Origin of the sequence: Paenarthrobacter sp. NPDC090517 (genome assembly GCF_044769165.1) — a bacterium.
Lineage (GTDB): Bacteria > Actinomycetota > Actinomycetes > Actinomycetales > Micrococcaceae > Arthrobacter.
In genome coordinates this window covers 197,887-222,841 of record NZ_JBIVXN010000004.1, presented here as the reverse complement: position 1 = coordinate 222,841, position 24,955 = coordinate 197,887, and the positions used below count along the sequence as shown (strand labels likewise).

General features: G+C 62.7%; 22 protein-coding genes. 10 read left to right on the top strand and 12 right to left on the bottom strand.

The features are described 5' to 3' along the window. Window positions 1-158: 158 nt before the first annotated feature. Complete coding sequence (gene purH / locus ACIQTW_RS14585; RefSeq protein ID WP_402938022.1) at window positions 159-1,829, top strand: bifunctional phosphoribosylaminoimidazolecarboxamide formyltransferase/IMP cyclohydrolase; 1,671 nt, start codon at window positions 159-161, stop codon at window positions 1,827-1,829. 135 nt (window positions 1,830-1,964) lie between these two features. Here purH and ACIQTW_RS14580 read toward each other — a convergent pair whose 3' ends face one another. Further along, a complete protein-coding gene (locus ACIQTW_RS14580) occupies window positions 1,965-3,074 on the bottom strand; it encodes a trypsin-like serine peptidase (protein WP_402938019.1) in 1,110 nt (369 codons plus the stop codon). A gap of 129 nt (window positions 3,075-3,203) precedes the next feature. Here ACIQTW_RS14580 and ACIQTW_RS14575 point away from each other — a divergent pair, with 129 nt between their 5' ends. From ACIQTW_RS14575 to ACIQTW_RS14565, 3 genes are all read left to right on the top strand, one after another. Then, a complete protein-coding gene (locus ACIQTW_RS14575; RefSeq protein WP_402938016.1) occupies window positions 3,204-3,800 on the top strand; it encodes a DUF2243 domain-containing protein in 597 nt (198 codons plus the stop codon). A 3-nt stretch (window positions 3,801-3,803) separates the two neighbouring features. After that, window positions 3,804-4,643 (top strand): cytochrome c oxidase assembly protein, encoded by an 840-nt coding sequence (locus ACIQTW_RS14570; RefSeq protein WP_402938014.1) that lies wholly within the window; start codon window positions 3,804-3,806, stop codon window positions 4,641-4,643. A gap of 114 nt (window positions 4,644-4,757) precedes the next feature. Further along, window positions 4,758-6,977: an NADP-dependent isocitrate dehydrogenase gene (locus tag ACIQTW_RS14565; RefSeq protein ID WP_402938011.1), complete on the top strand. Its 2,220-nt coding sequence runs from the start codon at window positions 4,758-4,760 to the stop codon at window positions 6,975-6,977. A gap of 63 nt (window positions 6,978-7,040) precedes the next feature. Here ACIQTW_RS14565 and ACIQTW_RS14560 read toward each other — a convergent pair whose 3' ends face one another. The 5 genes from ACIQTW_RS14560 to ACIQTW_RS14540 form a co-directional block, all read right to left on the bottom strand. After that, window positions 7,041-8,150 (bottom strand): FAD-dependent oxidoreductase, encoded by a 1,110-nt coding sequence (locus ACIQTW_RS14560; protein WP_402938008.1) that lies wholly within the window; start codon window positions 8,148-8,150, stop codon window positions 7,041-7,043. A gap of 153 nt (window positions 8,151-8,303) precedes the next feature. Next, window positions 8,304-9,158 (bottom strand): phosphonate ABC transporter, permease protein PhnE, encoded by an 855-nt coding sequence (phnE, locus tag ACIQTW_RS14555; RefSeq protein WP_402938006.1) that lies wholly within the window; start codon window positions 9,156-9,158, stop codon window positions 8,304-8,306. After that, window positions 9,155-9,949, bottom strand: coding sequence for a phosphonate ABC transporter ATP-binding protein (locus tag ACIQTW_RS14550; RefSeq protein WP_402938003.1), 795 nt, complete (start codon window positions 9,947-9,949; stop codon window positions 9,155-9,157). The genes phnE and ACIQTW_RS14550 overlap by 4 nt, the downstream gene beginning before the upstream one ends. Continuing rightward, window positions 9,949-10,863, bottom strand: a complete 915-nt coding sequence (locus tag ACIQTW_RS14545) for a phosphate/phosphite/phosphonate ABC transporter substrate-binding protein (RefSeq protein WP_402938000.1) — start codon at window positions 10,861-10,863, stop codon at window positions 9,949-9,951. The genes ACIQTW_RS14550 and ACIQTW_RS14545 overlap by 1 nt, the downstream gene beginning before the upstream one ends. Before the next feature lie 53 nt (window positions 10,864-10,916). Beyond that, window positions 10,917-12,170, bottom strand: a complete 1,254-nt coding sequence (locus ACIQTW_RS14540; protein ID WP_402937998.1) for a TIGR03364 family FAD-dependent oxidoreductase — start codon at window positions 12,168-12,170, stop codon at window positions 10,917-10,919. A gap of 127 nt (window positions 12,171-12,297) precedes the next feature. Between ACIQTW_RS14540 and ACIQTW_RS14535 the strand changes: the two genes are divergently transcribed. The 3 genes from ACIQTW_RS14535 to ACIQTW_RS14525 all read left to right on the top strand — a co-directional run bounded on the left by ACIQTW_RS14535 (window position 12,298) and on the right by ACIQTW_RS14525 (window position 14,236). Continuing rightward, on the top strand, window positions 12,298-13,065 hold the full coding sequence (locus ACIQTW_RS14535; RefSeq protein WP_402937995.1) for a GntR family transcriptional regulator: 768 nt from the start codon (window positions 12,298-12,300) through the stop codon (window positions 13,063-13,065). Next, window positions 13,062-13,733, top strand: a complete 672-nt coding sequence (locus tag ACIQTW_RS14530) for a phosphonatase-like hydrolase (RefSeq protein ID WP_402937992.1) — start codon at window positions 13,062-13,064, stop codon at window positions 13,731-13,733. Before ACIQTW_RS14535 ends, ACIQTW_RS14530 begins: the two co-directional genes overlap by 4 nt. Before the next feature lie 62 nt (window positions 13,734-13,795). Further along, complete coding sequence (locus ACIQTW_RS14525; protein WP_402937990.1) at window positions 13,796-14,236, top strand: DoxX family protein; 441 nt, start codon at window positions 13,796-13,798, stop codon at window positions 14,234-14,236. A 101-nt stretch (window positions 14,237-14,337) separates the two neighbouring features. On the opposite strand, the gene ACIQTW_RS14520 is transcribed toward ACIQTW_RS14525, so the two are convergent. Together ACIQTW_RS14520 and ACIQTW_RS14515 are read right to left on the bottom strand one after the other, a co-directional pair. After that, window positions 14,338-15,408: a Gfo/Idh/MocA family protein gene (locus tag ACIQTW_RS14520; RefSeq protein ID WP_402937987.1), complete on the bottom strand. Its 1,071-nt coding sequence runs from the start codon at window positions 15,406-15,408 to the stop codon at window positions 14,338-14,340. 13 nt (window positions 15,409-15,421) lie between these two features. Then, window positions 15,422-15,946 (bottom strand): hypothetical protein, encoded by a 525-nt coding sequence (locus ACIQTW_RS14515; protein ID WP_402937984.1) that lies wholly within the window; start codon window positions 15,944-15,946, stop codon window positions 15,422-15,424. A gap of 407 nt (window positions 15,947-16,353) precedes the next feature. On the opposite strand from ACIQTW_RS14515, the gene ACIQTW_RS14510 reads away from it, so the two are divergent. Genes ACIQTW_RS14510 through ACIQTW_RS14500 form a run of 3 tightly spaced genes read left to right on the top strand, consistent with a single transcriptional unit; the run spans window position 16,354 to window position 19,368 of the window. Then, window positions 16,354-17,448: a biotin/lipoyl-binding protein gene (locus tag ACIQTW_RS14510; RefSeq protein WP_402937981.1), complete on the top strand. Its 1,095-nt coding sequence runs from the start codon at window positions 16,354-16,356 to the stop codon at window positions 17,446-17,448. 13 nt (window positions 17,449-17,461) lie between these two features. Next, window positions 17,462-18,190, top strand: a complete 729-nt coding sequence (locus ACIQTW_RS14505) for an ABC transporter ATP-binding protein (RefSeq protein ID WP_402937978.1) — start codon at window positions 17,462-17,464, stop codon at window positions 18,188-18,190. Continuing rightward, window positions 18,187-19,368, top strand: a complete 1,182-nt coding sequence (locus tag ACIQTW_RS14500; RefSeq protein WP_402937976.1) for an ABC transporter permease — start codon at window positions 18,187-18,189, stop codon at window positions 19,366-19,368. The genes ACIQTW_RS14505 and ACIQTW_RS14500 overlap by 4 nt, the downstream gene beginning before the upstream one ends. Before the next feature lie 110 nt (window positions 19,369-19,478). Here ACIQTW_RS14500 and ACIQTW_RS14495 read toward each other — a convergent pair whose 3' ends face one another. From ACIQTW_RS14495 to ACIQTW_RS14480, 4 genes are all read right to left on the bottom strand, one after another. After that, entirely contained in the window at window positions 19,479-20,576 is a 1,098-nt protein-coding gene (locus ACIQTW_RS14495; protein ID WP_402937973.1) for a substrate-binding domain-containing protein, read from the bottom strand. Window positions 20,577-20,630: 54 nt separating this feature from the next. Beyond that, the gene (mmsB, locus tag ACIQTW_RS14490) at window positions 20,631-21,899 is read right to left on the bottom strand and encodes a multiple monosaccharide ABC transporter permease (RefSeq protein WP_091466014.1); all 1,269 of its coding nucleotides are present in this window, start codon (window positions 21,897-21,899) and stop codon (window positions 20,631-20,633) included. 45 nt (window positions 21,900-21,944) lie between these two features. Next, a complete protein-coding gene (gene mmsA, locus ACIQTW_RS14485) occupies window positions 21,945-23,501 on the bottom strand; it encodes a multiple monosaccharide ABC transporter ATP-binding protein (protein ID WP_402937970.1) in 1,557 nt (518 codons plus the stop codon). 129 nt (window positions 23,502-23,630) lie between these two features. Next, window positions 23,631-24,821, bottom strand: coding sequence for an ROK family transcriptional regulator (locus ACIQTW_RS14480; RefSeq protein WP_402937967.1), 1,191 nt, complete (start codon window positions 24,819-24,821; stop codon window positions 23,631-23,633). Between the last annotated feature and the right edge of the window lie 134 nt (window positions 24,822-24,955).

The following is a 24,955-nucleotide window of genomic DNA, read 5'->3' as shown; positions in this document are numbered from 1 at the left end:
GGGTTTGGGGCTGGCTATGGGTGCAGAGTGGGCCTCGCAACGCAAAGGGGCTCCCAAGACGCAAAACGGGACCAACCACGAAACACGATAAACTCTCCGTATCCCCACCACCCGCCCCACCACCCGCGACATCTACGCGAACTAAGACGGAGACTTTTGTGAGCTTGACGCAGCTTGACCGTGTTCCCATCCGCCGTGCACTGATCTCGGTTTACGACAAGACGGGACTGGAGGAGCTCGCGAAGGGCCTGCACGCAGCCGGCGTCGCAATCGTTTCCACCGGCTCCACCGCCAAGAAGATCGCCGCCGCAGGCATCCCGGTCAAGGAAGTCGAAGAAGTCACCGGCTCCCCGGAAATGTTGGACGGCCGCGTCAAAACCCTGCACCCGCGCGTGCACGGCGGCATCCTGGCCGACCGCCGCGTCCCGGCCCACATGGACACCCTTGCCGGCATGGAGATCGAAACCTTCGACCTCGTGGTGGTGAACCTGTACCCGTTCGTCGAGACCGTGAAGTCCGGCGCAGCGCAGGACGATGTGGTTGAGCAGATCGACATCGGAGGCCCAGCCATGGTGCGTTCGGCTGCGAAGAACCACGCCGCCGTCGCCATTGTCACGGACCCGAACTTCTACGGCGCAGTAGTTGCTGCAGCTCAAGAAGGCGGTTTCGACCTGAACACGCGTCGCCGCCTGGCTGCCAAGGCCTTCGCCCACACGGCCAGCTACGACAACGCGGTGGCCACCTGGACCGCCAGCCAGTTCCTGGACGAAGACGGCGACGGCATCATCGACTGGCCTGCCTACGCCGGCCTGTCCCTGGAACGCTCCGAGGTCCTCCGCTACGGCGAGAACCCGCACCAGCAGGCCGCACTTTACGTGGACAAAGCTGCTCCGGCCGGCATCGCCCAGGCTGACCAGCTGCACGGCAAGGCCATGAGCTACAACAACTTCGTCGACGCCGATGCCGCCCTCCGCGCTGCCTTCGACTTCGCAGAGCCCGCCGTTGCGATCATCAAGCACGCCAACCCCTGCGGTGTCGCTGTCGGTTCCGCCGACGCTGCAGATCCGATCGCTGACGCCCATGCCAAGGCCCACGCCTGCGATCCCGTCTCCGCTTTCGGTGGCGTTATTGCTGCGAACCGCACCGTCACCGCTGGCATGGCCCGCACGGTTGCCGACATCTTCACCGAGGTTGTCATCGCCCCGGACTTCGAGCCCGAAGCCGTGGAGATCCTCTCCAAGAAGAAGAACATCCGCCTCCTCGCCCTGCCCGAGGGCTACGGCCGCTACCCCTCCGAGATGCGCCAGGTTTCCGGCGGCGTCCTGGTCCAGATGAGCGACAAGGTAGACGCCGACGGCGACAACCCCGCCAACTGGACCCTCGCAGCCGGTGAAGCCGCCGACGAAGCAACCCTCGCCGACCTCGCCTTCGCCTGGACCGCCTGCCGTGCTGCCAAGTCCAACGCCATCCTGATCGCCAACCACGGTGCAGCCGTGGGCATCGGCATGGGCCAGGTCAACCGCCTGGACTCCTGCCGCCTTGCCGTGGAGCGCGCCAACACGCTGGGCGTGAAGGTGGAGTCCGACGTCGAAGGTGCCGGCGGTGCGTCCAACACCAGCGGTGGCGACGCACCTGAGCGTGCTCGCGGTGCCGTTGCATCCTCGGACGCATTCTTCCCGTTCGCTGATGGCCTGCAAATCCTGATCGACGCCGGTGTCCGCGCCGTCGTCCAGCCGGGCGGGTCCGTCCGGGATGAGGAAGTCATCGCCGCGGCCAACGCTGCCGGCATCACTATGTACTTCACGGGAGCACGCCACTTCTTCCACTAGAAGCAGCAGGCCCAGCCGCACGGCACAAAGTTGCGGACGGCAAAAGCAACGCAACGGCGGCCGCCCCCGGAAGGGGACGGCCGCCGTCGTGCTTAACACGTACTTAACAGGGACGTGCCGGATACATCAGAAGCGCTACGAAGCCGCCGCTGCAGTGTTGTACGTGGACTGGATCACGGTGCCCCAGTACGGGCCGTACATGGTGCTGGAGTTGCTGCCGTATCCGTAGCTGTTCACGGAGTTCTGGTAGCCGGTGGAGCTGGTGCCAATGAACCACGGACCGCCCGAGGATCCACCGGTCATGTTGCAGGGGATTCCCTGGCTGTTGAACTGCGGGTTGTAGGGATCGTTGGTGGCCTTGCCGGAGCAGCTCTTGAGCGATTCACCGTTGAAGGGCGAGCCTGCAGGGTAGCCGAATGCCTTGTAGCTCAGGCCGCGGGCGGCATTGAACTGGACGCCCGAGGAACCTACGACGTCGGCGAGGCGCTGGCCGTTGAGGGTGTTCATGACGGCGAACGCGGTGTCGTACTGCATGTTGCCGTTGGAAGCCCACTGGGTGGGGGCGTACAGCGCCTTTGCCGTCCACTTCCCGTAGGGTGCTGCACCGTTGAGGTAGGCGGGAACGAAGACGAAGTTGGTGGCGTAAGCGCCTGGGCCTTCGTTGAGGCAGTGTCCGGCGGTGGACACGGTGCTCTTGTTGGCTGCGGTGACGGAGTTGCCTGAGCAGACGTAGTTGGAGCCGCCCAAGGTGAAGAAGATCTTGCCGATGTGCTTGACCGGCGTTTCGCTCTGGTTCACCTTCCGGTCGACGGTCTTGGAGTCGGTTGCTGCCGGCTGCCCTGCGATGCTGCTGATGGCGCCGGGGGCTTCAGTGACCGGGGCTTTGCCGAGGTTGAGGAGCTTGCCGCGTTCCAGTGCTTTGGCGGCAAGGATCTCGCCGGACTTGGCGCTCTTCATGCGTTCCGGCGTCCAGTAGTCTGCAGCGCCGGCGTCCGACACTACATGGCTGCTGACCGCAGCGCCGCTGGAGTCTGTGTTGTTGGCCGGGGCCGCGTTGGCGCTGGTGGTTCCAACCAGCGCCAGGATTGCGGCAGCGGACAGACTCAGCAGGCTTGTGGCCAGGGTCTTGGTTTTTGTCACGTTGTTCCTACCTATCGAGGGAGTGAGGCGGTCAGTGATGGCGACCGCCGACTGACGGAATTGAAGGTATCGAACGTGTGACAAGTTTGTAAAGAGATGTTTCATAGTTTGTGATAATTTGCTGTCACTTCCTTGTTAAGTGGCGAGGGCCTTTTGGCGCGCGGTTGCACAGGTCGTGGATTGCATGAGGTACTCAGGGTACTGCGTATCTGGTTGGGGCGGATGGGAGCTGACATGGCCCAAACATCATCGGACAGGAAATCCGGCCGCAGGCTCGGGGATATGGGCCTGCCGGGGATCATTCTGGGGATCGGCCTGGGTGGGTTCGTGGACGGAATCCTGCTTCACCAGATTCTCCAATGGCACCACATGTTGTCCAGTTCAGAGACGGCAAACATCGACGTCGGCGCCTACCCGGTGACCACCGTGCACGGCCTCCAAATGAACACCTTATGGGACGGGTTGTTCCACACGGTGACGTGGCTGGCGGTGCTGATCGGTCTCGGGATGCTCTACTCGCGGCTGAACGATACACGCTCACGGAACAGGGTGTGGGGCTCGCGATTGTTGTGGGGCTGGATGCTGTTCGGGTGGGGTTTGTTCAACGTGGTTGAAGGTCTCATTGACCACCAGATTCTGGGCATCCATCACGTGGTCACCGGCCAGTTCCAAGTCCTGGCCGACGTTCTGTTCCTGGTGTTCGGGGCACTGTTGATGGTGGGAGGCTGGCTGCTGCAGCGAGGCGCGGAACCCACGCAGCGCGGAACCACTGAACGCGGAACCACTGAACGCGGAACCACTGAACGCGGAACCCCTGAACAGGATCGCTGACGCATGCACCAGCACTACGCCGCGACCGGCCCACCGGGAACCCTGATCGTCCTCATTGCGCTCGCAGCCGTGTATTTTGTCATAGCTGCCAGGCAAAGCAAGCAACCCAAGGGCTGGCCGCGCTGGCGAACGGCACTTTTCCTCTCGGGGCTGGTGGTCCTCGGCGTCGGCCTGACCCCGCAACTCTCGCCATACCCGCACGGGAGCCTGCCCGCCCACATGTTCCAGCACCTGCTGATTGGCATGTATGCGCCGATCGGGCTGGTTCTCGGGGCACCCATGACGCTGCTGCTCCGGACTGTTCCGCGAAAGCAGGGCCGAATACTGGGTCGGATCCTTCGTTCCAGGCCCCTGCATGTCATCGCGCACCCGATCACTGCTTTGGTCCTCAACGTTGGCGGCCTCGCAGTCCTGTACTTCACCCCGCTGTACGAGGCAGCAACGCACAACCCCACCCTGCACATGCTTATCCATGTCCACTTCATTGCAGCCGGAATCCTCTTTGCCTGGGCAATTGCCGGACCGGATCCAGCGCCGCGGCGGCCCTCCGTCCCAGCCCGACTGGTGGTGTTGGGCGTGGCGATCGCCGGCCACGCGGTCATCTCCCAGTTGTTCTATGCGGGCCTCTTCGTCCAGGTGGCCGGATCCGCCGCGGAAGGGAGGCAGGCGGGGGAGCTCATGTACTACGCCGGCGACATCGCCGAACTATTGTTAGCGTTCGCCCTCGTTTCGTCATGGCGGCCCGCGCATCGCAGCGGCAGGGGAAGGCAGGCCCGAACGGAAAGCAGCAAGCGCTCGACGGCGGTGCGCAGCAACGGCGGTCAGGCCGCCGTCGGGCGTTAATCACCGGAGAGTGGTAACGAGCACGTGATCCCGGACACGAAGGGCCGCCAAAACGGTCTACTCGGGTAAGTTAGAGATGTTGAAATCTGCAGACTTTCAGGGAGAACCCCGCCAATGGCCAAGATTATCTATACCCACACAGACGAAGCGCCGATGCTGGCAACTTACTCATTCCTGCCGATTGTTGAAGCGTATGCCTCGACCGCAGGAGTGGAGGTTGAGACCCGCGATATTTCGCTGGCCGGCCGCATCATCGCCGTCTTCGGTGATTTCCTGACTGAAGAACAGCGCACGGGCAACGCCCTTGCTGAACTTGGTGAACTGGCAAAGCAGCCGGAAGCCAACATCATCAAGCTGCCCAACATCAGCGCCTCCGTGCCGCAGCTCAAGGCTGCCATCGCCGAGCTCCAGGCCCAGGGCTACGCCCTCCCGGACTACCCGGACAACCCCTCCTCGGACACCGAGACGGACATCCGCTCGCGCTACGACAAGATCAAGGGCTCCGCTGTGAACCCGGTGCTGCGTGAAGGCAACTCGGACCGCCGCGCACCCCTGTCGGTGAAGAACTACGCCCGCCAGAACCCGCACTCCATGGGTGCCTGGACCGCTGACTCCAAGACCAACGTCGCCACCATGGGCGAGAACGACTTCCGCTCCAACGAGAAGTCCGTTGTCCTGAAGGCCGACGACTCCCTGACCATCCAGCTGGTGCGCGAAGACGGCACCACCAAGGTCCTGAAGAAGGACTTCCCTGTCCTGGCCGGCGAAGTTGTGGACGCTACCGTCCTGCGCGCCGAGGCACTGGACGAGTTCCTCAAGGCACAGGTTGCCCGCGCCAAGGAGGAGGGCATCCTCTTCTCCGCGCACCTGAAGGCCACCATGATGAAGGTCTCGGACCCCATCATCTTCGGCCATGTGGTCAAGGCTTACTTCTCCGAGCTGTTCGACACCTACGGCAAGCAGCTCGCAGCCGCAGGCATCAGCCCCAACAACGGCCTCGCAGCCATCCTCAGCGGCCTTGAAGACCTGCCCGAGGACGTCCGCGAAGGCGTCAAGGCAGCCATCACCAAGGGCCTCGAAGACGGCCCCGCGCTGGCCATGGTCGATTCCGACAAGGGCATCACCAGCCTGCACGTCCCGTCGGACATCATCGTTGACGCCTCCATGCCGGCCATGATCCGTTCCTCCGGCCACATGTGGGGCCCGGACGGCAAGGAAGCCGACACCCTGGCCGTTATCCCGGACAGCTCCTACTCCGGTATCTACCAGGTTGTGCTGGACGACTGCCGTGCCAACGGCGCGTTCGACCCCACCACCATGGGTACGGTTCCCAACGTGGGCCTCATGGCACAGGCAGCCGAAGAATACGGCAGCCACGACAAGACCTTCGAGATCCAGGCAGCCGGTACCGTCCAGCTTGTGGACAGCAAGGGCAACGTCCTCACCGAGCACCAGGTCTTCCCCGGTGACATCTGGCGCGCATGCCAGACCAAGGATGTCCCCGTCCGCGACTGGGTTAAGCTGGCCGTCACCCGTGCCCGCGCGTCCCAGACTCCGGCCGTGTTCTGGCTGGATGAGACCCGCGCCCACGACGCAAACCTCATCGCCAAGGTCAACGAGTACCTCAAGGACCACGACACCGAGGGCCTGGAGATCAAGATCCTTTCCCCGGTTGAGGCCACGGCCTTCACCCTGGAGCGCATCCGCAAGGGCGAGGACACCATCTCCGTCACCGGTAACGTCCTCCGCGATTACCTCACGGACCTGTTCCCGATCCTCGAACTCGGCACCAGCGCCAAGATGCTCTCCATTGTTCCGCTGATCAACGGTGGCGGCCTGTTCGAGACCGGCGCCGGTGGCTCCGCTCCCAAGCACGTCCAGCAGCTGGTCAAGGAAAACCACCTCCGATGGGACAGCCTGGGCGAGTTCCTTGCCTTGGCCGTGAGCTTCGAACACCTTGCCACCACCACGGGTAACGCCCGCGCACAGGTCCTGGCTGACACGCTGGACCGCGCCACCGGCACGTTCCTGCTGGAAAATAAGTCCCCGCGCCGCAGCGTCGGCGAGTTGGACAACCGCGGAAGCCACTTCTACCTGGCCACGTACTGGGCCCAGGAACTGGCCAAGCAGACCGAAGACGCCGAGTTGGCCAGGGACTTCGCAGCAATCGCTGAAGCCCTGACCTCCAACGAAGAGGCAATCGTCGGCGAGCTGGCAGCAGTCCAGGGTCCCGGCGTCGACCTCGGCGGTTACTACCGTCCGGACGCTGCCAAGGCCGCTGAGATCATGCGCCCGTCGGCTACCTTCAACAAGGTCCTCGCGACCCTGAAGTAGTCCCGGAATAACGCCACCGGCCCGCAGGCAGTGCCTGCGGGCCGGTTGCTTTTAAGCGTGGATTCAGCGTTCCGCGTGGAACCGCTCAGGTGCCACGCCGCCGTCGACGATGTCCTTCAACACCCGGCCAATTGCCGGCGTGAACTTGAAACCATGACCCGAAAAACCAGCGCCCACCACCAGCGGACCGAAATGGTCCAGCACAAAATCCTCGTTGGGCGTGGTGGTGTAGGTGCAGCTGATGGGTACTGCTGTGGAAGGATCGACGCCGGGAAGCCACTCTTCTGCGTACCGCATCAACGCTTCCATTTGGTGGGGGATTGGCTCGAACGTGCGCTCGTCCGGATCCATGACCGGGCCGACTCCGTGCCAACCGGCCTTCACGCCTTCGCCGGGGGTGAGCATTCCGTAGACGGGGCTGTACCAGTACTCGTAGGCTTCATTGTTCGGATCGGGGTCCGGGCTGTGGTTGAAGCTCGGCCACACCAGCGTGTTATCCCTGGGTGTGAAGTGGGCCGGCTGCTCTTGGGTTACCACCAATGCCGGCAGATCAGTGAGCTTGCCGATGAGTTTCGGGGTCCAAGCACCGGCCGTAACCACCACGCGCCTGGCCGTGTACTCCACCTCTTCCGTCACCACCACCGCGGATTCGCCGCCCGTGACACGGATGTCCTTGACCGGCGTCGAGTATTTGAAAACGGCACCGTGGGCTTCAGCTGATTTCCGCAGCGCGAGCAAAGCGTCAGCGGAGCGGATTCGGCCGGAGCCAGGCACGAAGAGGACGTCGGTGGCGAAATTCATCCCCAGCCAGCGGTTAGCGGCTTCGTCGGGGGAGATGAAGTAGCTTTCGATGCCGCGGGCCTCGTGTGCCTCCCGGACCTGTTGCAGGTGGGGGACGTTTCCATGGTTCACGAGCCCCACCATGTCCAGGAGCGGTGCGCCGTGCTCTGCGGCGAGCTCGTCCCAGAGGATTTTCGACTCGGCGAGCAGGTCCAGGTAGTCGGCCTCTGCGTAGGCGGTGTTGAAGTTGCGCGTGGCGCCGTGGGATGCGCCGATGTGGTGTCCGGCCTCGAACTGCTCCAGCAGAACCACAGAGCGACCTGCCCGCGCGAGTTGCCACGCGGCAGCCGACCCCATAGCTCCTCCGCCAACAACTACAACGTCAACCTGCATGCCTGCTCCATCCACCGTCGGCCCTCTTGAAACGCGACCCCCAAAGAGGGCCACCTCCCATTCTGCCCCCACTCACCCAACTAAGTCGCAGATCAGGTCGTTCTCAGTGCTCAGAACGACCTGAATTGCGACTTACTTGGGGCGGCACGCAGGCTACGCAGCCAGGCGCCGGCGGATCCACGCGGAGAACTGGTCCACCACGATGATCAGCACCAGCACGATCAGGATGTGGGTGAGCATGGAGTCGAACTGGAAGGACTTAATGGACTGGTTGATCAGCAGCCCGATGCCGCCAGCACCCACCAAGCCAAGGACCAGCGAGGACCTCACATTGACGTCGAAGCGGTACAGCAGCAGGCCCACGAACTGTGGAACCACCATGGGCAGTGTTGCGTTGGCTACCTGCTGGATGCGGTTTGCGCCCGCGGTCCTAAGCGCCTCCTGGGGGCCGGCGTCGATCTCCTCCATCGACTCCGCCCACAGCTTCCCCATCACACCGGTGTTGTGGCAGATCAGCGCGAGCACGCCCGCAAACGGTCCAAGGCCGACGGCGGTGACAAAGATCAGCGCGAACACGATGTCCGGCACGGCGCGGAAGAAGGATAGGATGGCGCGCGCCGCTTGGTAGACGAGCCGGTGCGGGCTGGTGTTCTCAGCAGCCAGCGCTGCGAGCAGCAGGGCGAACGGCACGGATAACGTAGTCCCCAAGAGCCCGATCCACAGGGTTACCAGCGTGGCTTCGAGGCCGGGCTTGAGCGTCTTCTCCCAACTGAGGTCCGGCGGGAAGGCGTCGCCGATGAACGCGGCCATTCCCTTCCAACCATCAACCAAAAGTTCGGGTTGGAAGTCCGTCCCTTCGATGGCCACGGCGTGAAGTCCGACGACGGCGGCCGCCACTGCCGCCGTCGTGATCCACCGCAGCGGCTTCTTCGGGCGGACAAGTGCCACCCGGGTTTGGGCAGAAGAGCCACGTCGCACGACGGCCGGGGTCAAAGTGTGGGGAGTCATGCTGCCTGTGTCCTGTCTACGGAAGGGTTCCTGTCCGGGGCGTACAAGGTGTCGAGGTGCTCCGCCGTGACCTCTGTGGAGGGGAGGTCGAAGGTCAGGGAGCCTTGGAGGAGGCCGATTGACCTGTCCGCGTACCGAAGTGCGAGGTCGGGCTGGTGCAGTACAGCGGCCACGGCCAGTCCTTCCGAATGCGCGAGCTCGCGCAGCAGTGCCATGACCTGCTCGGCGGCGTGCGGATCCAAGGCGGACACCGGCTCGTCGGCGAGTACGACGTCGGCCCGTTGGCAAAGTGCCCGGGCTACAGCCACGCGCTGCTGCTGTCCGCCGGACAAACGGCCGACACGGTCGAAAGCACGGTCGGCCAGGCCCACCCTGTCCAGGCAGTCGAGGGCTTCCTGCTGAACGTCGGCCGGGAACAGCAACGGACTGAGTGACCGAAAAGTGGGGATCCGCGACAGGGCGCCGGCGCAGACGTTATCCAAGGCGGTACGGCGGGGGACCAAATGGATCTTCTGGAAGATCATGGCCATCCGCTGGCGCGCCTGCTGCAACTCGCGGCCCTGCAGGGAATCCAGCGCGTTCCCGGAAATGCTGATGCCGCCGGAATCCGGGGAGGTGATGCCCATGACGCAGCGCAGCGTGGTGGACTTGCCGGAGCCGTTGGCGCCCAGGAAGGCCACCAACTCACCGGCTGCAACGGAGAAGTCGACACCCTGCAGCACGGTCCGTCCGTTGAATGATTTGCGCAAGCCCTGCACAGAGAGGAGCGGGCCCTGCCCGGAGGTAGGCATCACAGATCCTTCTCGGTGAGGCCCATGGTCTCGGCGAGCTCAAACAAGGGCGTGTAGTTGTCTTTGGTGACCTCCAAAAGCGGGCCCGGAGGGGTGACATCAAGGAACTCACCCACCTTGGCTACGTCGGCGGGGTCAAGGCTCAGAAACGCATCCTTCACAGCGGCCTTGAACGCGGGATCGGCGTCGCCCCGGACGGTGATGGGGTCGTTGGGGATGGGGTTGGACGTCCAAACCTGTCGGAACCCATCCGGAGTGAAGGTGCCGGCGGCAATCGCCGTAGCAAGCGTCTGCGAGTTGATTTGCGCTGCATCCACCTTGCCGTTTGTCAGTGCCAACAAGGCTTCAGGATGGCCGCCCGTGTAGTCCATCTTGATGTCGGCATCGGCGATTCCGGCTTCCCGGAGACCGAAACGGGGCAGGACATCGCCTGAGGTCGAACCAACACTGCCCAAGGCGAGGGACTTACCCTTCAAATCACCAATCGCCTGGATGGGGCTGTCCTTGGGGACCCAAATCCCCGCGGTGTAGGTGCTGAGTTCCTTCTCCGCAGTGCCGAACGAAACCAGCGGCTCAGCACCCGCTTTGGCGTCAGCGAACACGTAGCCCAGGGGACCGAACTGGCCCAGGTCCAGCTTGCCGTTGCGCATGGCCAGGACCTCGGCGGCATAGTCCTCAACAACCTGGACGCTGACCGGGCATTCGAGCTTCTTGGAAAGGGCTGCAGCCAGGACGTCATAGGCGGGCTTGAGCTTGGCCGGGTCCTCATAGGGCTCGATGCCGAACTTGATCTCGCCGTTCGGGCAGGTAGCCGTTGTGGCCTCGGGGGAGGACTGTGCCGGGCCGCCGCAGGCAGTGAGCGCCAGGACGGTGGCGAGGGCAAGCGCGGAACCGGTGAGGAGCGTGGTTTTCATGGGAATCCTTATGCGAAGGGGATGGGGAGGGGAGAACGGATACCAAAAATGAATCAGTGCAGGCGCGATACGTTGCGGTGTGCCAGGCCGAAGGACAGGGTCATGCCGACGCCGGAGGTCACGGACACCACCGTGACGCCGGGCTGGACTTCGCGGACCAGGATTGGCGCAACGTCGGAGGACGCGTAGATGCCCTGCCAGCGCTGGATGATCTCCAACGGTTCGCCGATCCGTCCGGTGATTTCAGAGTTGAGTGTGTTGGTCACGGACTCGTCCAGGAACGGATCGGCCGTGTGGTGGTAGTGGTGCGAGTCGCCCAGGATGATGGTGCCGTCGGGGCGTTGGGTGAACATGACGTTGGCGCCGATCTCCAGCAGTTCCGGCTCCTTCTCCAAAACTTCCGCGCGCAGGGCTGCAGCAGCCGGCATGTCCGTGAAAGCCGGGTATCGCAGCATTGATGTCGCAGTAAGAACCGCTGGCGCGAACTCGACGCCGGTGGGCTTGGCCGCCAGGGACATCTGCAGGGCACACCGTTGGATCCGGTGTTCCTCGGCAAGGTCCGGGAAGAGGTAATCGACGTCATGGCCGACACACACGAAAACCTGCTGCGCGCGGAGCTCGCCGCGCGACGTCTGAACGGTGACCCCTTCAGAATTCTGGGTGAAGCCCAGCGCGGCGGTGTTCCAGTGAAGTTCGACGCCGCGCTGCTGGCTGAGCCACTCGGCCAACTTTGCGACCGTGGTGCGGGGATCTACCCGGAGGTCGTCCCGGAGGAAGGCGCCGCCTACCAGGCCGGGCCATTCGCCGCCTGAAGTACCGCCGTCGTCGTGTGCTTCTTCAGCCACGGAAGCCGACATGCCAAGGCGGGCGCGCGTCGAGGCAGGGGAGAGCATCTCGACCTGTCCCGGTTCCCGCGCAGCGGAGAGTTCTCGAAGGACATTCATTTCGGCTTCAGATCGGGCAAGGACTACGGCTCCCGCTTCAGCGGCCCAGAATGCGGCGCGCTCGGAAAATTCGAGCCAGTACTTCCGTGAGGTCTGGGCGAGCTCATACAGTTCGCCGGATTGGGCCGTGATGCAGCAGTGGCCGAAGTTACGCACGGAAGCGCCGGCTGCGTGGTGGTCGCGCTCGATGATGGTGACGGTCAGGCCGTTGGCAACAGCGTGGGCGGCGTGGGCCAGTCCCACAATTCCAGCGCCGACAATGACGACGTCGGCAGGCTGGCTTGGGCTGCTGTGGGCGGCTTTGGGAGAGGTGCTCGGGTTGTTCACACCACTGACATTGGCCGCTCCGGGAAGGGGAATCAAGCCAGAACGGGACTTGTATATACAAGTTAATCTGAATTTAATATTTGTTCACCGAAATTCACGGTGCGTTCATTTGGAATGCCTAAAAAACGGTTCAAGCCGCCGCGCCGACTTGTATGATCAACTTGTGAGCACACAGCAGAATGCACCACTCCACGTCCGTCTCAGCGAGGAATTCATGCGCCGGATCACTGATGGCGATTGGCCTCCGGGCTTCCAACTGCCCAGTGAGGCGGAGCTGTGCCGCGAGTTCGGAACATCGCGGGGTCCGATTCGCCAGGCGCTCGCCTTCCTTCGTTCAGAAGGAGCCGTTACGGGTGGACGCGGACGACCCCCCATGGTCCGCTCGTCGGTGCCGTCGCAGTCATTCTCCACCTTCAACTCGTTCACCGAATGGGCCAGCGGGATCGGCAAAAAGCCAGGCCAGCGAACCCTCGAAGTGGCACGGCGCGAAGCCAGCCCGGAAGCGGCGGAGGCACTTGGCTTGATCCCCGGAACCACCGTGGTGGAGGTTCTGCGCGTCCGCTATCTGGATGAGGCTCCGGCGATGATCGAACGCACCACGTTCATCCTGGACGTTGGTCGGAAGCTGTTCGACTTCGACACTGATTCCGGGTCCATCTTCGCGTTCCTCAAGGAACAAGGCGTGGACCTGCACAGTGCCCGCCACACCATCGACGCCGTCGCTGCCAGTGACGAGGACGCCGAACTGCTGGAGCAACCCGAAGGTATTCCGCTCCTGCGTGAACGCCGCATCACCCGATCTGCCGACGGGCAACCCCTCGAATACTCCGAGGACCGCTACCTGCCGGCATTGACCAACTTCACCATCGACAACACCGTGGACCGCCGGGCCGCACTGGTCCGCATCCACACTGAAGGAGCCACCCCATGATTCAGCTTGTTGCCTGCGATATGGCCGGAACCACCATCGACGAACACGGCGACGTGTACCTGGCCCTTGCCCGCTGCGTTGAAGAAACCGGGGTGACCACCACGGCAGAGGCTGTGCAGGAGTGGATGGGCGCGGACAAAGTTGAGGCCATTACGGCGCTGATTGAAGCCGGGGGAGGAGCGGCCACACCGGAAGTAGTGGCTGCCGCCTTCACGCGCTTCAAGGAATTGCTCGTGGAGTTCTATGACGCCAACCCGCCGGTTGCGCTCGAAGGCGTAGAAGACGCGTTCCGCGAACTCCGCCGCCAAGGCATCAAGGTGGCGCTGACTACAGGCTTCTCACGCGACGTCGCCGAGCCCCTCCTTGAGCGGCTGGGCTGGAACGTGGACGACGATAACTTGCTGGACGCCGTCGTATGCTCCGACGAAGTAGCCGCTGGCCGGCCTGCGCCGCACATGATCCACCGGGCCATGGAACTGACCGGTGTGCGCGACGTCCGCGCCGTTATCGCCGCGGGCGACACCGTGAACGACCTTGCCGCTGCCAACAACGCCGGCGTCATGGCCGTCGGTGTCCTGACCGGCAAGCTGGACGGCGACGCTTTGGCCGCGCACCCGCACCACCACATTCTGGACGGCGTGAAGGACATTCCGGCGCTGCTGTCCTAGCAACCCGCCGGATGGGCAAGCCGTGTTGGCGGTAGGCACGCAGGCATGGAAGATTGGAACCCGTGAAATTCCTTCACCCGTCTCCCAAGTCCTCTGCCCGCGGCGTCACCATCCTGCGAGTGGTGTTCGGTGCGCTCCTCATGGTGCACGGCTTCCAGAAGTTCATGGCCGGGCATGCCGCATTCTCCGCGTCGGTTGCTGCCATGGGTGTACAGAAGCCGGAGATCGTGGCGTGGTTGGTGATCGCCGGCGAACTGGGCCTTGGCCTGTTGTTGGTCCTCGGCGCCCTGACCCGCGTGGCCGGGTTCCTGGCGGCCATCATGTTCGCGGGGATCTGGTTCGTCACCGAAGCGGGCAAACCCCTGCTCACCGACAAGTCCGGCGTCACCGCCGAACTCCTGATCATTTACGTCGCCATCTCCATCGCGTTCGTCTTCCTGGGGCCCGGCGCTCTGTCCCTGGACCGCAAGCTGTCAAGGCAACCGGCCCGCCAAGGGCGTTAATACAGTTGAGTTAACTCACGACGGCGGCACGCACCGCCGCGAGCTGTCCCCGGTCACCAGGGCTGGGTCGCGGGGTTACGTCGCTGGGTCACCGCCCGGGCTCACCTGGCGTCGTTGGGGTACCGAATCCCGAGCTGCGACCGCACGCCGTCGAAAAGGCGCGTGACGTTAATAGAGTCCTCCAGCGGCATGACCGGGCTCTCGGTGAGGCCTTGTTGGATGCAGCGGGTCACCTCCCTGAGTTCGTAGGTGTAGCCGATGCCCACAACGTCAAAGTGCTCGCGACGCGGCTCGTCCCAACCAATCCGGATCATCAGCTCACGGGGGTTGTTCACGGAGCCCACGGTTTGCAGGAACCCGAGCCCGCCGGCCACCGTTGCGGTTCGGGGGCCGTGGGCCATCAACGACGACGTCAGCTGCGCCTGGGCACCCGTGTCGTAGCCGAGGGTCAGAGCGTTCTGGCTGTCCACGCCGTCCTCGTTGAGGGTGCCGATCGCGGTGACCGACTGCGGGAAGCCCAGCGTTCCCAGCGCCCAGAGCAACGGGTAGACGGTGATGTCCAGGAGCGCCCCGCCGCCGTCATTGAGGGCCCAAATTCGTGCGGCGGGATCGTAGGGTGCCGGGAAGCCGAGGTCGGCGCTGACCCACTGGATCTGTCCGAGCTCCCCGGAGGCCGCGATCTCGAACGCCCGCTGCATGCTGGGCAGGAAGCGGCTCCATACGGCTTCCATGAAGAACACCTTCTGTTCCCGGGCAAGTCTCACCAGCTCGCTGGCTTCGCGGGCGTTGATGGTGAGGGCCTTTTCGCACAGCACGTGCTTCCCGGCCCGCAAAGCGGCGGATGCAATCCGGAAGTGCTGGGCATGCGGCGTAGCAACGTAGACCACGTCCACGGCGGGATCGTCGAACAAGCGCTGGTAGCCGGGTACGCCGCCGTCGTCCCCGTAGCCCTTGGTGAAGCCGAGCGTATGGGCGAACGCATCCGCGGCAGCCTGGGTGCGGGAGCTCACGGCGTACAGCTCCGCGTCTTCAAGCAGTGCCAAGTCCTGGGAAACGCTGTTGGCGATGTTGCCTGTAGACACCGCTCCCCATCGCAGGGGCCGGCCGGTGGCTGCCCGGGGATCCTGGTTGGTTTGGGTGGAAAGCCACGGCACGGCGATAGGAAGTGTCATGCCGTTTATCCTCTCAGAAGCTGCTAAAACCGTGCGTAATTGCCGATTGTTTTCTCGCCAGCACAGTGGCGACACGACTACAACCGTTCATGATCGCTGAGGCATCTACGTGCACATAGCCCGCGATACGGGAGATGTCAGTCTTTATTGTTTCCAGCGGCATCTTGAAGATGGGTTCGTGGTGGGCAATTCGATTACGCATTTCGCGGATCTGGGTAAGTTCCGTAAATAGGACTTTTCTCTTCAGGTTGGCCCCATGCGGGAAAGCTCTGACCAGCCGCGGCTGCCAGAAAGCGGTCTCATAGCTTAAGAGTGGGTCGCGCGGAATGCCCTTGTCGAGCAGGCGAGTCCAGAAGCCGAACGGCAGGGCGGCGACGACTTGGCCAGGGGAGGGGGAAGAGATCCTCCGCTCTAGCTTGGCAATCGTCTCGTCGAGGATCGCGCGGTCGTTGTTCAAAAGGCGGGTTTCGGAGAGTTCCCACCATGCTTCCGCGCGGCCATTGGCCAAGGTGTTGTGGAGCGCGTTGCGGACGGCCACTTCCAAGATGCTCAGCGGACCCCAGAAAGCAGAGGAAATTTCGATGTTCCACGCATACAGTCGGGATGCTAGTTGCTGATCCCCGCGGTAATACCGGAGGTAAGTCTGGAAGCGTGGAGCGCTCACTAGTTGTTCAAGTGCTCCGACTGATCCGACGTCCACATGGCCTCTTCCGACTTAAAAAAATTTGCCCCAGGAGTCCGACATTTCTGCCGAATAGTCACTGGGGCGTGTACCCGTTTATTCTGCCATGCCTCAACCAAATAGTTCAAGGCAGCGCTACATCCCCGACACGGTAAGGCTTCTGTCAAGTCATAGGAATGCCCGGTGCGCAGAAATTCCTCCCTTAGGCTTAGGCAATCATCCCTCGCAGAGGTTCTGTGGGGAGTTACCGAAATGGAGCAGGGATGGGTACTTTTCGGCGTGTCATTTTGCCGGTTGCCTGGTTGTTGGTTTTCGCGATTATTGCGGTGGCCTTGGTTAAGATCGCTTTTGTGGATGGCCTGGAATCGGCCGCTGCCGAGCCCGCACCTTTGGCTCAGGTGGATATCCCGGTAGTCCCGGCCACTCGAGCTACCGTTACGAACACCGTGGAAATCAAAAGCACCGTACAGAGCGACGCAGCCGAGACCGTCCGCAGCACATCCGCGGGAAAAGTGGTCCAGGTCTTCGTTGAGCAAGGCGCCACCGTCGCCAAGGGCGAGATCCTATTCCAGGTCAAGGCGGAGCGCGCGGTTACCCCCACGCAGACTTCACAGGAGGGGCCGCAAACAGCTCCCAAGCCCGTGTACGACTACTTCGACATCCTCGCTCCGAGTGCCGGAACCTTGCAGCAGCTCACAACCCTCATTGACCAGCAGGTGACCGTGGGCGAGTCCGTGGGCAAGATCGATCCCGGAACCTACACCGTGGCGGGATCCGTCACGGCCGCGCAGCAATACCGCCTACTGGGCAAACCCGGTCCTGCGGAAATCGCTTTGGTGGGTGGACCGGCGCCGTTCCAGTGCGCCGACGTGACGCTCAAGAACAACACATCCGACGACGGCGGTGCGGCCTCGGGCGGGCTGGCCGCCACAGGCGGAGGTGCCGGGATGGGCGTCGGCGCAGCGATTGCGGGTCCCGGCGGAGGCAACCAACCGGAAGAGGGCGGCACTCCCACGGGAACGCTTAGCTGCCCGATTCCTTCAGGCCAACAGGTCTTCGCAGGACTTGGCGCCACCATGACGGTCAGTGCCGGTGTTGCCCCCGACGTGGTGACTGTTCCTCTGACATCCGTGAAGGGCAGCGTGAAGGACGGGATTGTGTGGATCGCCGGGCCGGGAGGAACGGGTGCCGCGCCCGAGCAGCGCACTGTCCAGCTGGGGCTCAACGACGGCTCTGTGGTGGAAGTGACCTCCGGCCTGACCGAAGGCGAACAGGTCTTGGAATTTGTTCCCGGGGCACCGGCCGTTGAAGGTCCCATGATGGGTCCGGGCCAGGCCGCCTACGGCCCGATGGGCTAGGGCATCTAACGGCATGGACGAATCACCTAAAGAAACCCTCGTCAGTCTCAAGGCAGTCACCCGATCTGTCAGGCTGCCCGACGACCAGCAGCTGAATATTCTCCGGGGTATCGACCTCGAGGTCCGCAGCGGAGACCACACAGCCATCGTGGGCCGTTCCGGCTGCGGCAAGTCAACACTGCTGAACCTCCTTGGCCTCCTGGACATCCCGACGTCGGGCGAGCTGGATTTCCTTGGCCAGCCCGCAAACCGGCTGGGCAACAACGCCCGCGCCCGGCTACGGGGCTCCACGGTGGGCTTCGTGTTCCAGCAGTTCAACCTGTTGCCCGGACGCAGTGCGCTGGACAACGTCATTACGCCGCTCTTCTACGCCAAGGGCAAGGAGTTCTGGCGGCGTCGCGAGATTGCCATGGACATGCTGGACCGGGTTGGCCTGGCCTCCCGCGCCAAGACGATGCCCAACATGCTGTCCGGTGGCGAGCAGCAGCGCGTGGCCATCGCCCGTGCCTTGGTCCGCAGGCCGAGGCTGATCCTCGCCGATGAACCAACCGGTGCGCTGGACGTGGAAACGGGACAGTCCGTGATGGCCCTGCTGGATACAGTGGCCACGGAAACGGCAGCCGCGTTGGTGACCATCACGCACGACACCAACGTGGCAGCCCTGGCCCGGGCCTGCTACCGACTGGATTCCGGGGTGTTGAGCCCGCTTCCGGCGCCGGCTCCCGCAGGAGCGGTCGCATGACGGGCTTCATTTCCACGCTCGTTGAAGCGTGGCAGGAACTCCGCATCAACAAGGTTCGCATTCTCCTGGCCCTGCTGGGTGTTGCGCTGTCCGTTGCGGCGTTGACCTCTGTGGTGGGCGTGGGCAGTTTGGCTCGCGAAGGCATGAAAGTTCAGTCCGAACGTAACGGCGGCCGGGTGGCCACGCTGTCCTTGAACGTCCAAGGGCCAACCATGCCGGACCCAGTGAAACTTGAGAAGGCCTACCAAGGTATTCAACAGCGCTACGGCATCACCACCTCCACGCACGTCAGCCAAACGCAGGCGGGCTTTCAGTTTCCCCGCGGTGTGACAACCGTGAACGTGACCATTGTGGATGTTGGCTACGGTGTCATCCACCGGGTTCCGCTTCAGCAAGGAAGCTGGTTCGCTGCCGACGACGGCAAAAGGCTCGCACCCGCCGTCGTCGTCTCTGAATCTTTCTACAACCAAGCGGGAAGACCGAACCTCACCACCCATCCCACGGTGAGCATCCCTGGTGACCAGCCGGCCACGGCGGTAATTATCGGCGTCGTACCTGATTCCTACCCGGACTCGCCACCTTCCGCGTTCATTCTTGCCGAGGGCGCGGCCACGACCGGAATCAAGCCGCAGATGTCCGAGTTCAAAATGTGGGTTGGTGAGGCACAGGCCGGAGCCCTCACCGCAGCAATTACCGCCGATCTCCAAGGCCAGTTCCCCGGCTACTACGCCCAAGCCAACCGCATGGACTATGCAGCGTGGGGAGATCCCTTAGCCCCTGTCCAGCTGGTGGTGGGCGGCGTGGCCGGGCTGGTTCTCCTGCTCGGAGCCGTGGGGATGCTCAACATCTCCATGGTCACGGTGCGCTACCGGGTCCGTGAAATCGGCATCCGCCGTAGTTTCGGGGCAACGTCCGGGCGGATTTTCGTGGGCGTCATGATGGAATCCGTGGTGGCCACCGCAGTTGCCGGTCTGGCGGGAGTCATGTTGGCAGTCGCGGTGGTGAAGCACCCGTGGATCGAATCGAAGGTAGCACCAGGGCTTACCGAATATCCGGCGTTCCCCATCGACGCCGCGCTGATGGGTTTTGGCGCGGCAGTCCTTGTGGGCGCACTCGCCGGAGCGATCCCTGCGCTCGTGGCGGTGCGCGTCAAGGTCATCGACGCGATCCGGTTCTGACCTCCTCGGTGACCCTGCACTGTTGAAAGACGGAAGCAGATTTGAGCATGAAGAAAGCCCCGGCCCGCCGTATTGGCGGACCGGGGCTTGCTGTCTAGCTAGGAGCGGTGTTACTTGGTGATCGGGCCGAGTACCGGATCGTCAACGTAAGCCGTCTTGACGTTCTCTGCCGTAACGATCTGCGGAGGCAGGAGGAATGCCGGGACGGTCTTGACGCCGTTCTTGTAGGAATCCTTGTCGTTGATTTCCAGTTCCTTGCCGGCCTGGAGGTCCTTCACCATGGTGATGGCGTGCTCAACGAGCTTGCGGGTGTCCTTGTTGATGGTGGAGTACTGCTCGCCGGCAATGATCGACTTGACGGACTCAACTTCGGAGTCCTGGCCGGTCACGACGGGGAGCGGCTTGCCAGCGGCCTTGACGGAGGTCAGGACTGCGCGTGCAAGGGTGTCGTTCGGTGAGAGGACGCCGTCCAGGGAAGCGGTGCCGTAGCTGCCGGTGAGCAGCGTGTCAGCGCGACGCTGGGCGTTCTCTGCCTTCCAACCCTGGGTAACAGCCTGCTCAAACGAGGTCTGGCCGGAGACAACCTTGAGGGTGCCGTCGTCGATCTTCGGCTTCAGGACGCTCATGGCGCCGTCAAAGAAGACCTTCGCGTTGGCATCGTCGGGGGAACCGGCAAAGAGCTCAATGTTGTACGGGCCGGAAGGCTTCTTGGCCTTCATGCCGTCCAAGAGCGCCTGGCCCTGGAGCTCACCGACCTTGAAGTTGTCGTACGCCACGTAGTAATCCACGTTCTCGGTGTTGAGAAGCAGACGGTCGTAGGCGATGACTGTGGCGCCGGAGTCCTTGGCCTGCTTGAGCTGCGTACCCAGCTGGGCGCCGTCGATGGCTCCCACGATGATTACCTTGGCACCCTTGGTGACCATGGCGCTGATCTGGTTCTGCTGCTCGGACACGCCGCCGTTGGCGAACTGGACGTCGGGCTTGAACCCGGCGCTGCTGAGGCCATCGTTGAACAGCTTCTCCGCGAGGACCCAGTTTTCACTGGTCTTCTGCGGAAGTGCGACGCCGATCATCGAGTCCTTGGGGAACGCTTCCCCGCCTGCTGTGCTGCTGCTTGAGCCGCTGTCAGTGCGGCCGCAGGCTGTCAGCGCCAGTGCCGCGATGGCAGCGACTGCTGCTGCCTTTCCTGCTTTACCAAACATTCGCATATCTTGGTTCACTTTCTGTGTGGGTGGGGTGGAGCGAGTCTTTCAGGGAGCGGATTACGCTTCCTTGGAGATGACCTCTTTGGTGGAGGTGGTTTCGTCGGGCTTGATCTCGTTGTTGCGCTGGAAGTTCTTCATCAGCAGCCCGGTAATGGACCGCTTGCCCTGCGACTTGTTGTAAACATCGAAGGCGACTGCTGCAAGGAGCACCAGGCCCTTGATGATCTGGGTGAGGTCGGCACCGACGCCCAGCAACTGGAGGCCGTTGTTGAGGACAGCCATGACCAGGCCACCGACGATCGAGCCGATCACGGTGCCAACACCACCGGTGACGGCTGCGCCACCGATGAAGACTGCCGCAATGGCGTCCAGTTCCCAACCGACGCCGTCGAACGGACCGGAAGCGGTGGAACGTCCAACGAAGATCATGCCGGCTAGGCCAGCCAGGACGGACATGTTCATCATGACCAGGAAGTTGACCTTCTTGGACTGCACGCCGGACAGCTCAGCTGCGTGGCGGTTGCCACCCACTGCGTAGACGTGACGGCCGAGGACGGTCTTGTCAGCGATGAAACCGTAGATAAGAACCAGGACGGCCAGGATCAGGCCGGGGATCGGGAAGGACGTGCCGGGCCGACCCGTGGCGAACAGGTATGTAGCGTAGAGGATGGCGCCGCAGATCAGGACCAGCTTGGTGACTTCTACCCAAAGTTCAGGAACTTCGGCGCCCAGAGCCTTGCTGGTGGCGCGGGCACGCAGGGACATGATGACCACGAACGCAGCTGCAATGATGCCCAGAAGCAGGGTGAGGTTGTTGAAGCCTGTATTAGGGCCAATCTCGGGCAGGTAGCCGGAACCAAGGAACTGGAAGTCCTGGGGAACGGGGATGGTGTTGGACTTGCCCACGAACTGGTTGAAGCCACGGAACAACAGCATGCCGGCCAGGGTCACGATGAAGGCTGGTATGCCCACATACGCCACCCAGAATCCTTGCCAGGCTCCGATCACTGCTCCAAGGAGCAGGCCGAAGAGCACGCCTGCCCACCAAGGCAGACCCCAGTCGCGCATTGCCAAGGCCACGAAGACGCCCACGAAGGCGGCAACTGAACCCACGGAAAGGTCGATGTGGCCGGCAATGATGACCAGGACCATGCCGATGGCAAGGATCAGGATGTAAGAGTTGCCGTTGAACAGGTTGATCACGTTGCCGGGCGTCAGGGTACGGCCGTCCGTGAAGATCTGGAAGAAGACGATAAGTGCCACCAGGGCGAAGATCATGCCGAACTGGCGGGTATTGCCACCAAATAGCTTCTTGAGCGCGTTCATTGTTTTGGTCCTTGTGTCAGGAAGGGGCGGGGCGAGGCCAAAGGGTCAGGCTGCTTTGCGGGCGGACGTCATAAGCTTCATCAGGCTTTCCTGGCTTGCTTCGTTTTTGTCCAGGACGCCTGTGATGGCGCCTTCGAAGATGGTGTAGATCCGGTCGGACAGGCCCAGGAGCTCAGGAAGCTCCGAGGAAATGACAATCACTCCCTTGCCCTGGTTCGCCAGCTTCTGGATGATGCCGTAGATCTCGTACTTGGCGCCGACGTCAATGCCACGGGTGGGTTCATCCAGTATCAGGAGATCCGGATCTGTGAACATCCATTTGGCCAGGACCACCTTCTGCTGGTTGCCGCCGGAAAGCTTGGCAACGCCTTCCTCAACCGACGGGGTCTTGGTCCGCAGTGATTTCCGGTACTCCTCGGCAACGGAGAACTCCTTGCGGGTGTCTACTACCGTGTAGTTGCTGATCTTGTTCAGCGCCGCCGAAACCGTGGTGGTCTTGATGTCATCCAGGAGGTTCAAGCCCAGGGACTTCCGGTCCTCAGTGACGTAGCCGAGTCCGGCGTCGATCGCTTGACGAACGGTGCGGAGGTTGACCTGTTTGCCGTCCTTGTAGACCTGGCCCTTGATGAACCGGCCGTACGAGTGCCCAAACAGCGAGCGGGCGAGTTCCGTGCGTCCAGCGCCCATGAGCCCTGCGAAACCAACGATTTCGCCGCGGCGCACAAAGAAGTTGGAGCCCTTGCAGATCAGGCGGTCCTGGATCTGCGGGTGCCCAACGGTCCAGTCCTTGACCTCGAAGAACACCTCGCCAATCTTGGGTTCGTGATCCGGGAAGCGGGACTCGAGCGTCCTGCCCACCATGCCCTTGATGATGCGGTCTTCATCCACGCCGTCACGCTTGACGTTGAGGGTTTCGATGGACTTACCGTCACGGATGATGGTGATCTCGTCCGCGATCTGTTCGATCTCGTTGAGTTTGTGGGAAATGATGATCGAAGTGATGCCCTTGCCCTTCAGGCCAAGGATCAGGTCCAACAAGTGCTGGGAGTCGGACTCGTTCAGTGCGGCGGTGGGCTCGTCCAGGATCAGGAGCTTCACGGACTTGTTCAGGGCCTTGGCGATTTCCACCAGCTGCTGCTTGCCGACGCCGATTTCCTTGATGGGGGTATCGGGATCTTCCCTGAGGCCGACACGGGCCAGCAGCTCGAGGGAACGCTTCCGGGCTTCTGCCCAGTCGATCACTCCCCACTTGGTGGGTTCGTTACCCAGGAAGATGTTCTCCATGATGGACAGTTCCGGGATCAGTGCCAGCTCCTGGTGGATGATCACGATGCCGGCCGCTTCGCTTGCGCGGATGTCCTTGAATTGCTGCGTTTCCGCCTGGTACACGATGTCGCCCGTGTAGCTTCCGTACCCGTAAACGCCGGATAGAACTTTCATGAGCGTGGATTTGCCGGCACCGTTTTCGCCACAGATGGCGTGGATTTCGCCGGCCATCACGCGCAGGCTCACATTCGACAAGGCCTTCACCCCAGGGAATTCCTTGGTGATGGAACGCATCTCCAAAAGGATGGGTTCACCTTGCGTGTCGAGGGTTGTCATCAGCCCTTACGCCTCCAATGCATGACTTCGTTGTCGGCCCCGCAATGGCGAGGCTGTCTGATCAAAAAGTAAACTGGATCACCCATCTTGTCGTCAAGACTTGAACGCATGATCCAGCTAACGATTTCGTTACCTACCGGTAATGCCTGCGTGTTGGAACACCAAAGCGGCGGCTCCCAAGGCCTCTGCCCGTGCTCCGAGGGACGACATCGCGAGGTGGGTTGTCTCTCCCACCACGGGTACCGCATGCCGGACAAGGCCGCGGCGGATGGGGTCCAGGAGGAGGTCGCCCAGGCCCGCCAAGGGTCCACCGACAACGATCACTTCAGGGTTTATCAGGTTGGAGACATTGCCCAAGGCGCGGCCCACTGCCAGGCCGGCATCGTCCACCACACGTTGGGTTGCGGAGTCTCCGGCCAAACAATTGCGGACGATGTCCTGCGGGGTCAGGAGCTTCTCCTGCCCGCGACCCAGGAGCTCGATCATGGTGGTGGTTGAGGCAATGGTTTCCAGGCATCCGCGGTTGCCGCAGCGGCACACCAATCCGTGTTCGTGAATGGTGGCATGGCCGATTTCTCCGGTGATGCCTACGTTCCCGTAATAGGGCAGTCCGTTAAGGATCAGGCCGGCGCCGATGCCCGAGCCGATCTTGAGGAACATGAGGTTTGAGACTCCGCTATGCGGGCCCCATGTCACTTCCGACAACGCACCAAGATTGGCGTCGTTATCAACAAAGACGGGGCAGTTGAGCGCTTCCTCCAAGCGATGAAGGATGTCGATGCCCACCCATTCGGGGAGGATGGCGCCCTGGGCAACCGTACCTGTGCGGCGGTCGATGGGCCCCGGAATGCCGGCACCTGCTCCCACCACCGCGGTGCGGTCTATGCCATTTTCACGCAGTAGTTTGTCAAGGAGTGGGACTGCCGCCGCGATGCCCTCTTCGGCCTGGTGGCCCAGTGGTAGTTCCATGTAATCCTCGGCAATCACGTGGTACCCCAGCGATGCCAACACCACCCTCAGGTGCCGGCGCCCGAAGTCAATTCCGACGGCGACTGCACCGTTGCTGTTGAGTCTCACGTTGGTTGCCCGGCGCCCCGAGCTTGTGGTCGGCTCGGTGGAAACCAGCCCGGCGTCCTGCATGATTTTCACGATGTTGGAGATGGTGGCCGTGGAAAGACCGGTCTGCCGTGAAAGCTCCGCTTGTGTGGACGGCCCGCTCAGCAAGCACTCGATAATGCGTTGCTGATTCAGGTGTCGCAGCGCGGACTGCGAGCCGGGTTTTCTTGGATGGCTCTTCGTTGAGCGCTGCGTAGCGGGCATGACAAGAAGATTGCCCCACAAGCAACCTTGTAGTCAAGAAGTGAACACAGCAAGTCAACCCTGCCCGACATACTCCAACGCGAGAACATGGGATACGTACCCCTTGTGAGGCCCACTATGCGCACTATGAACGG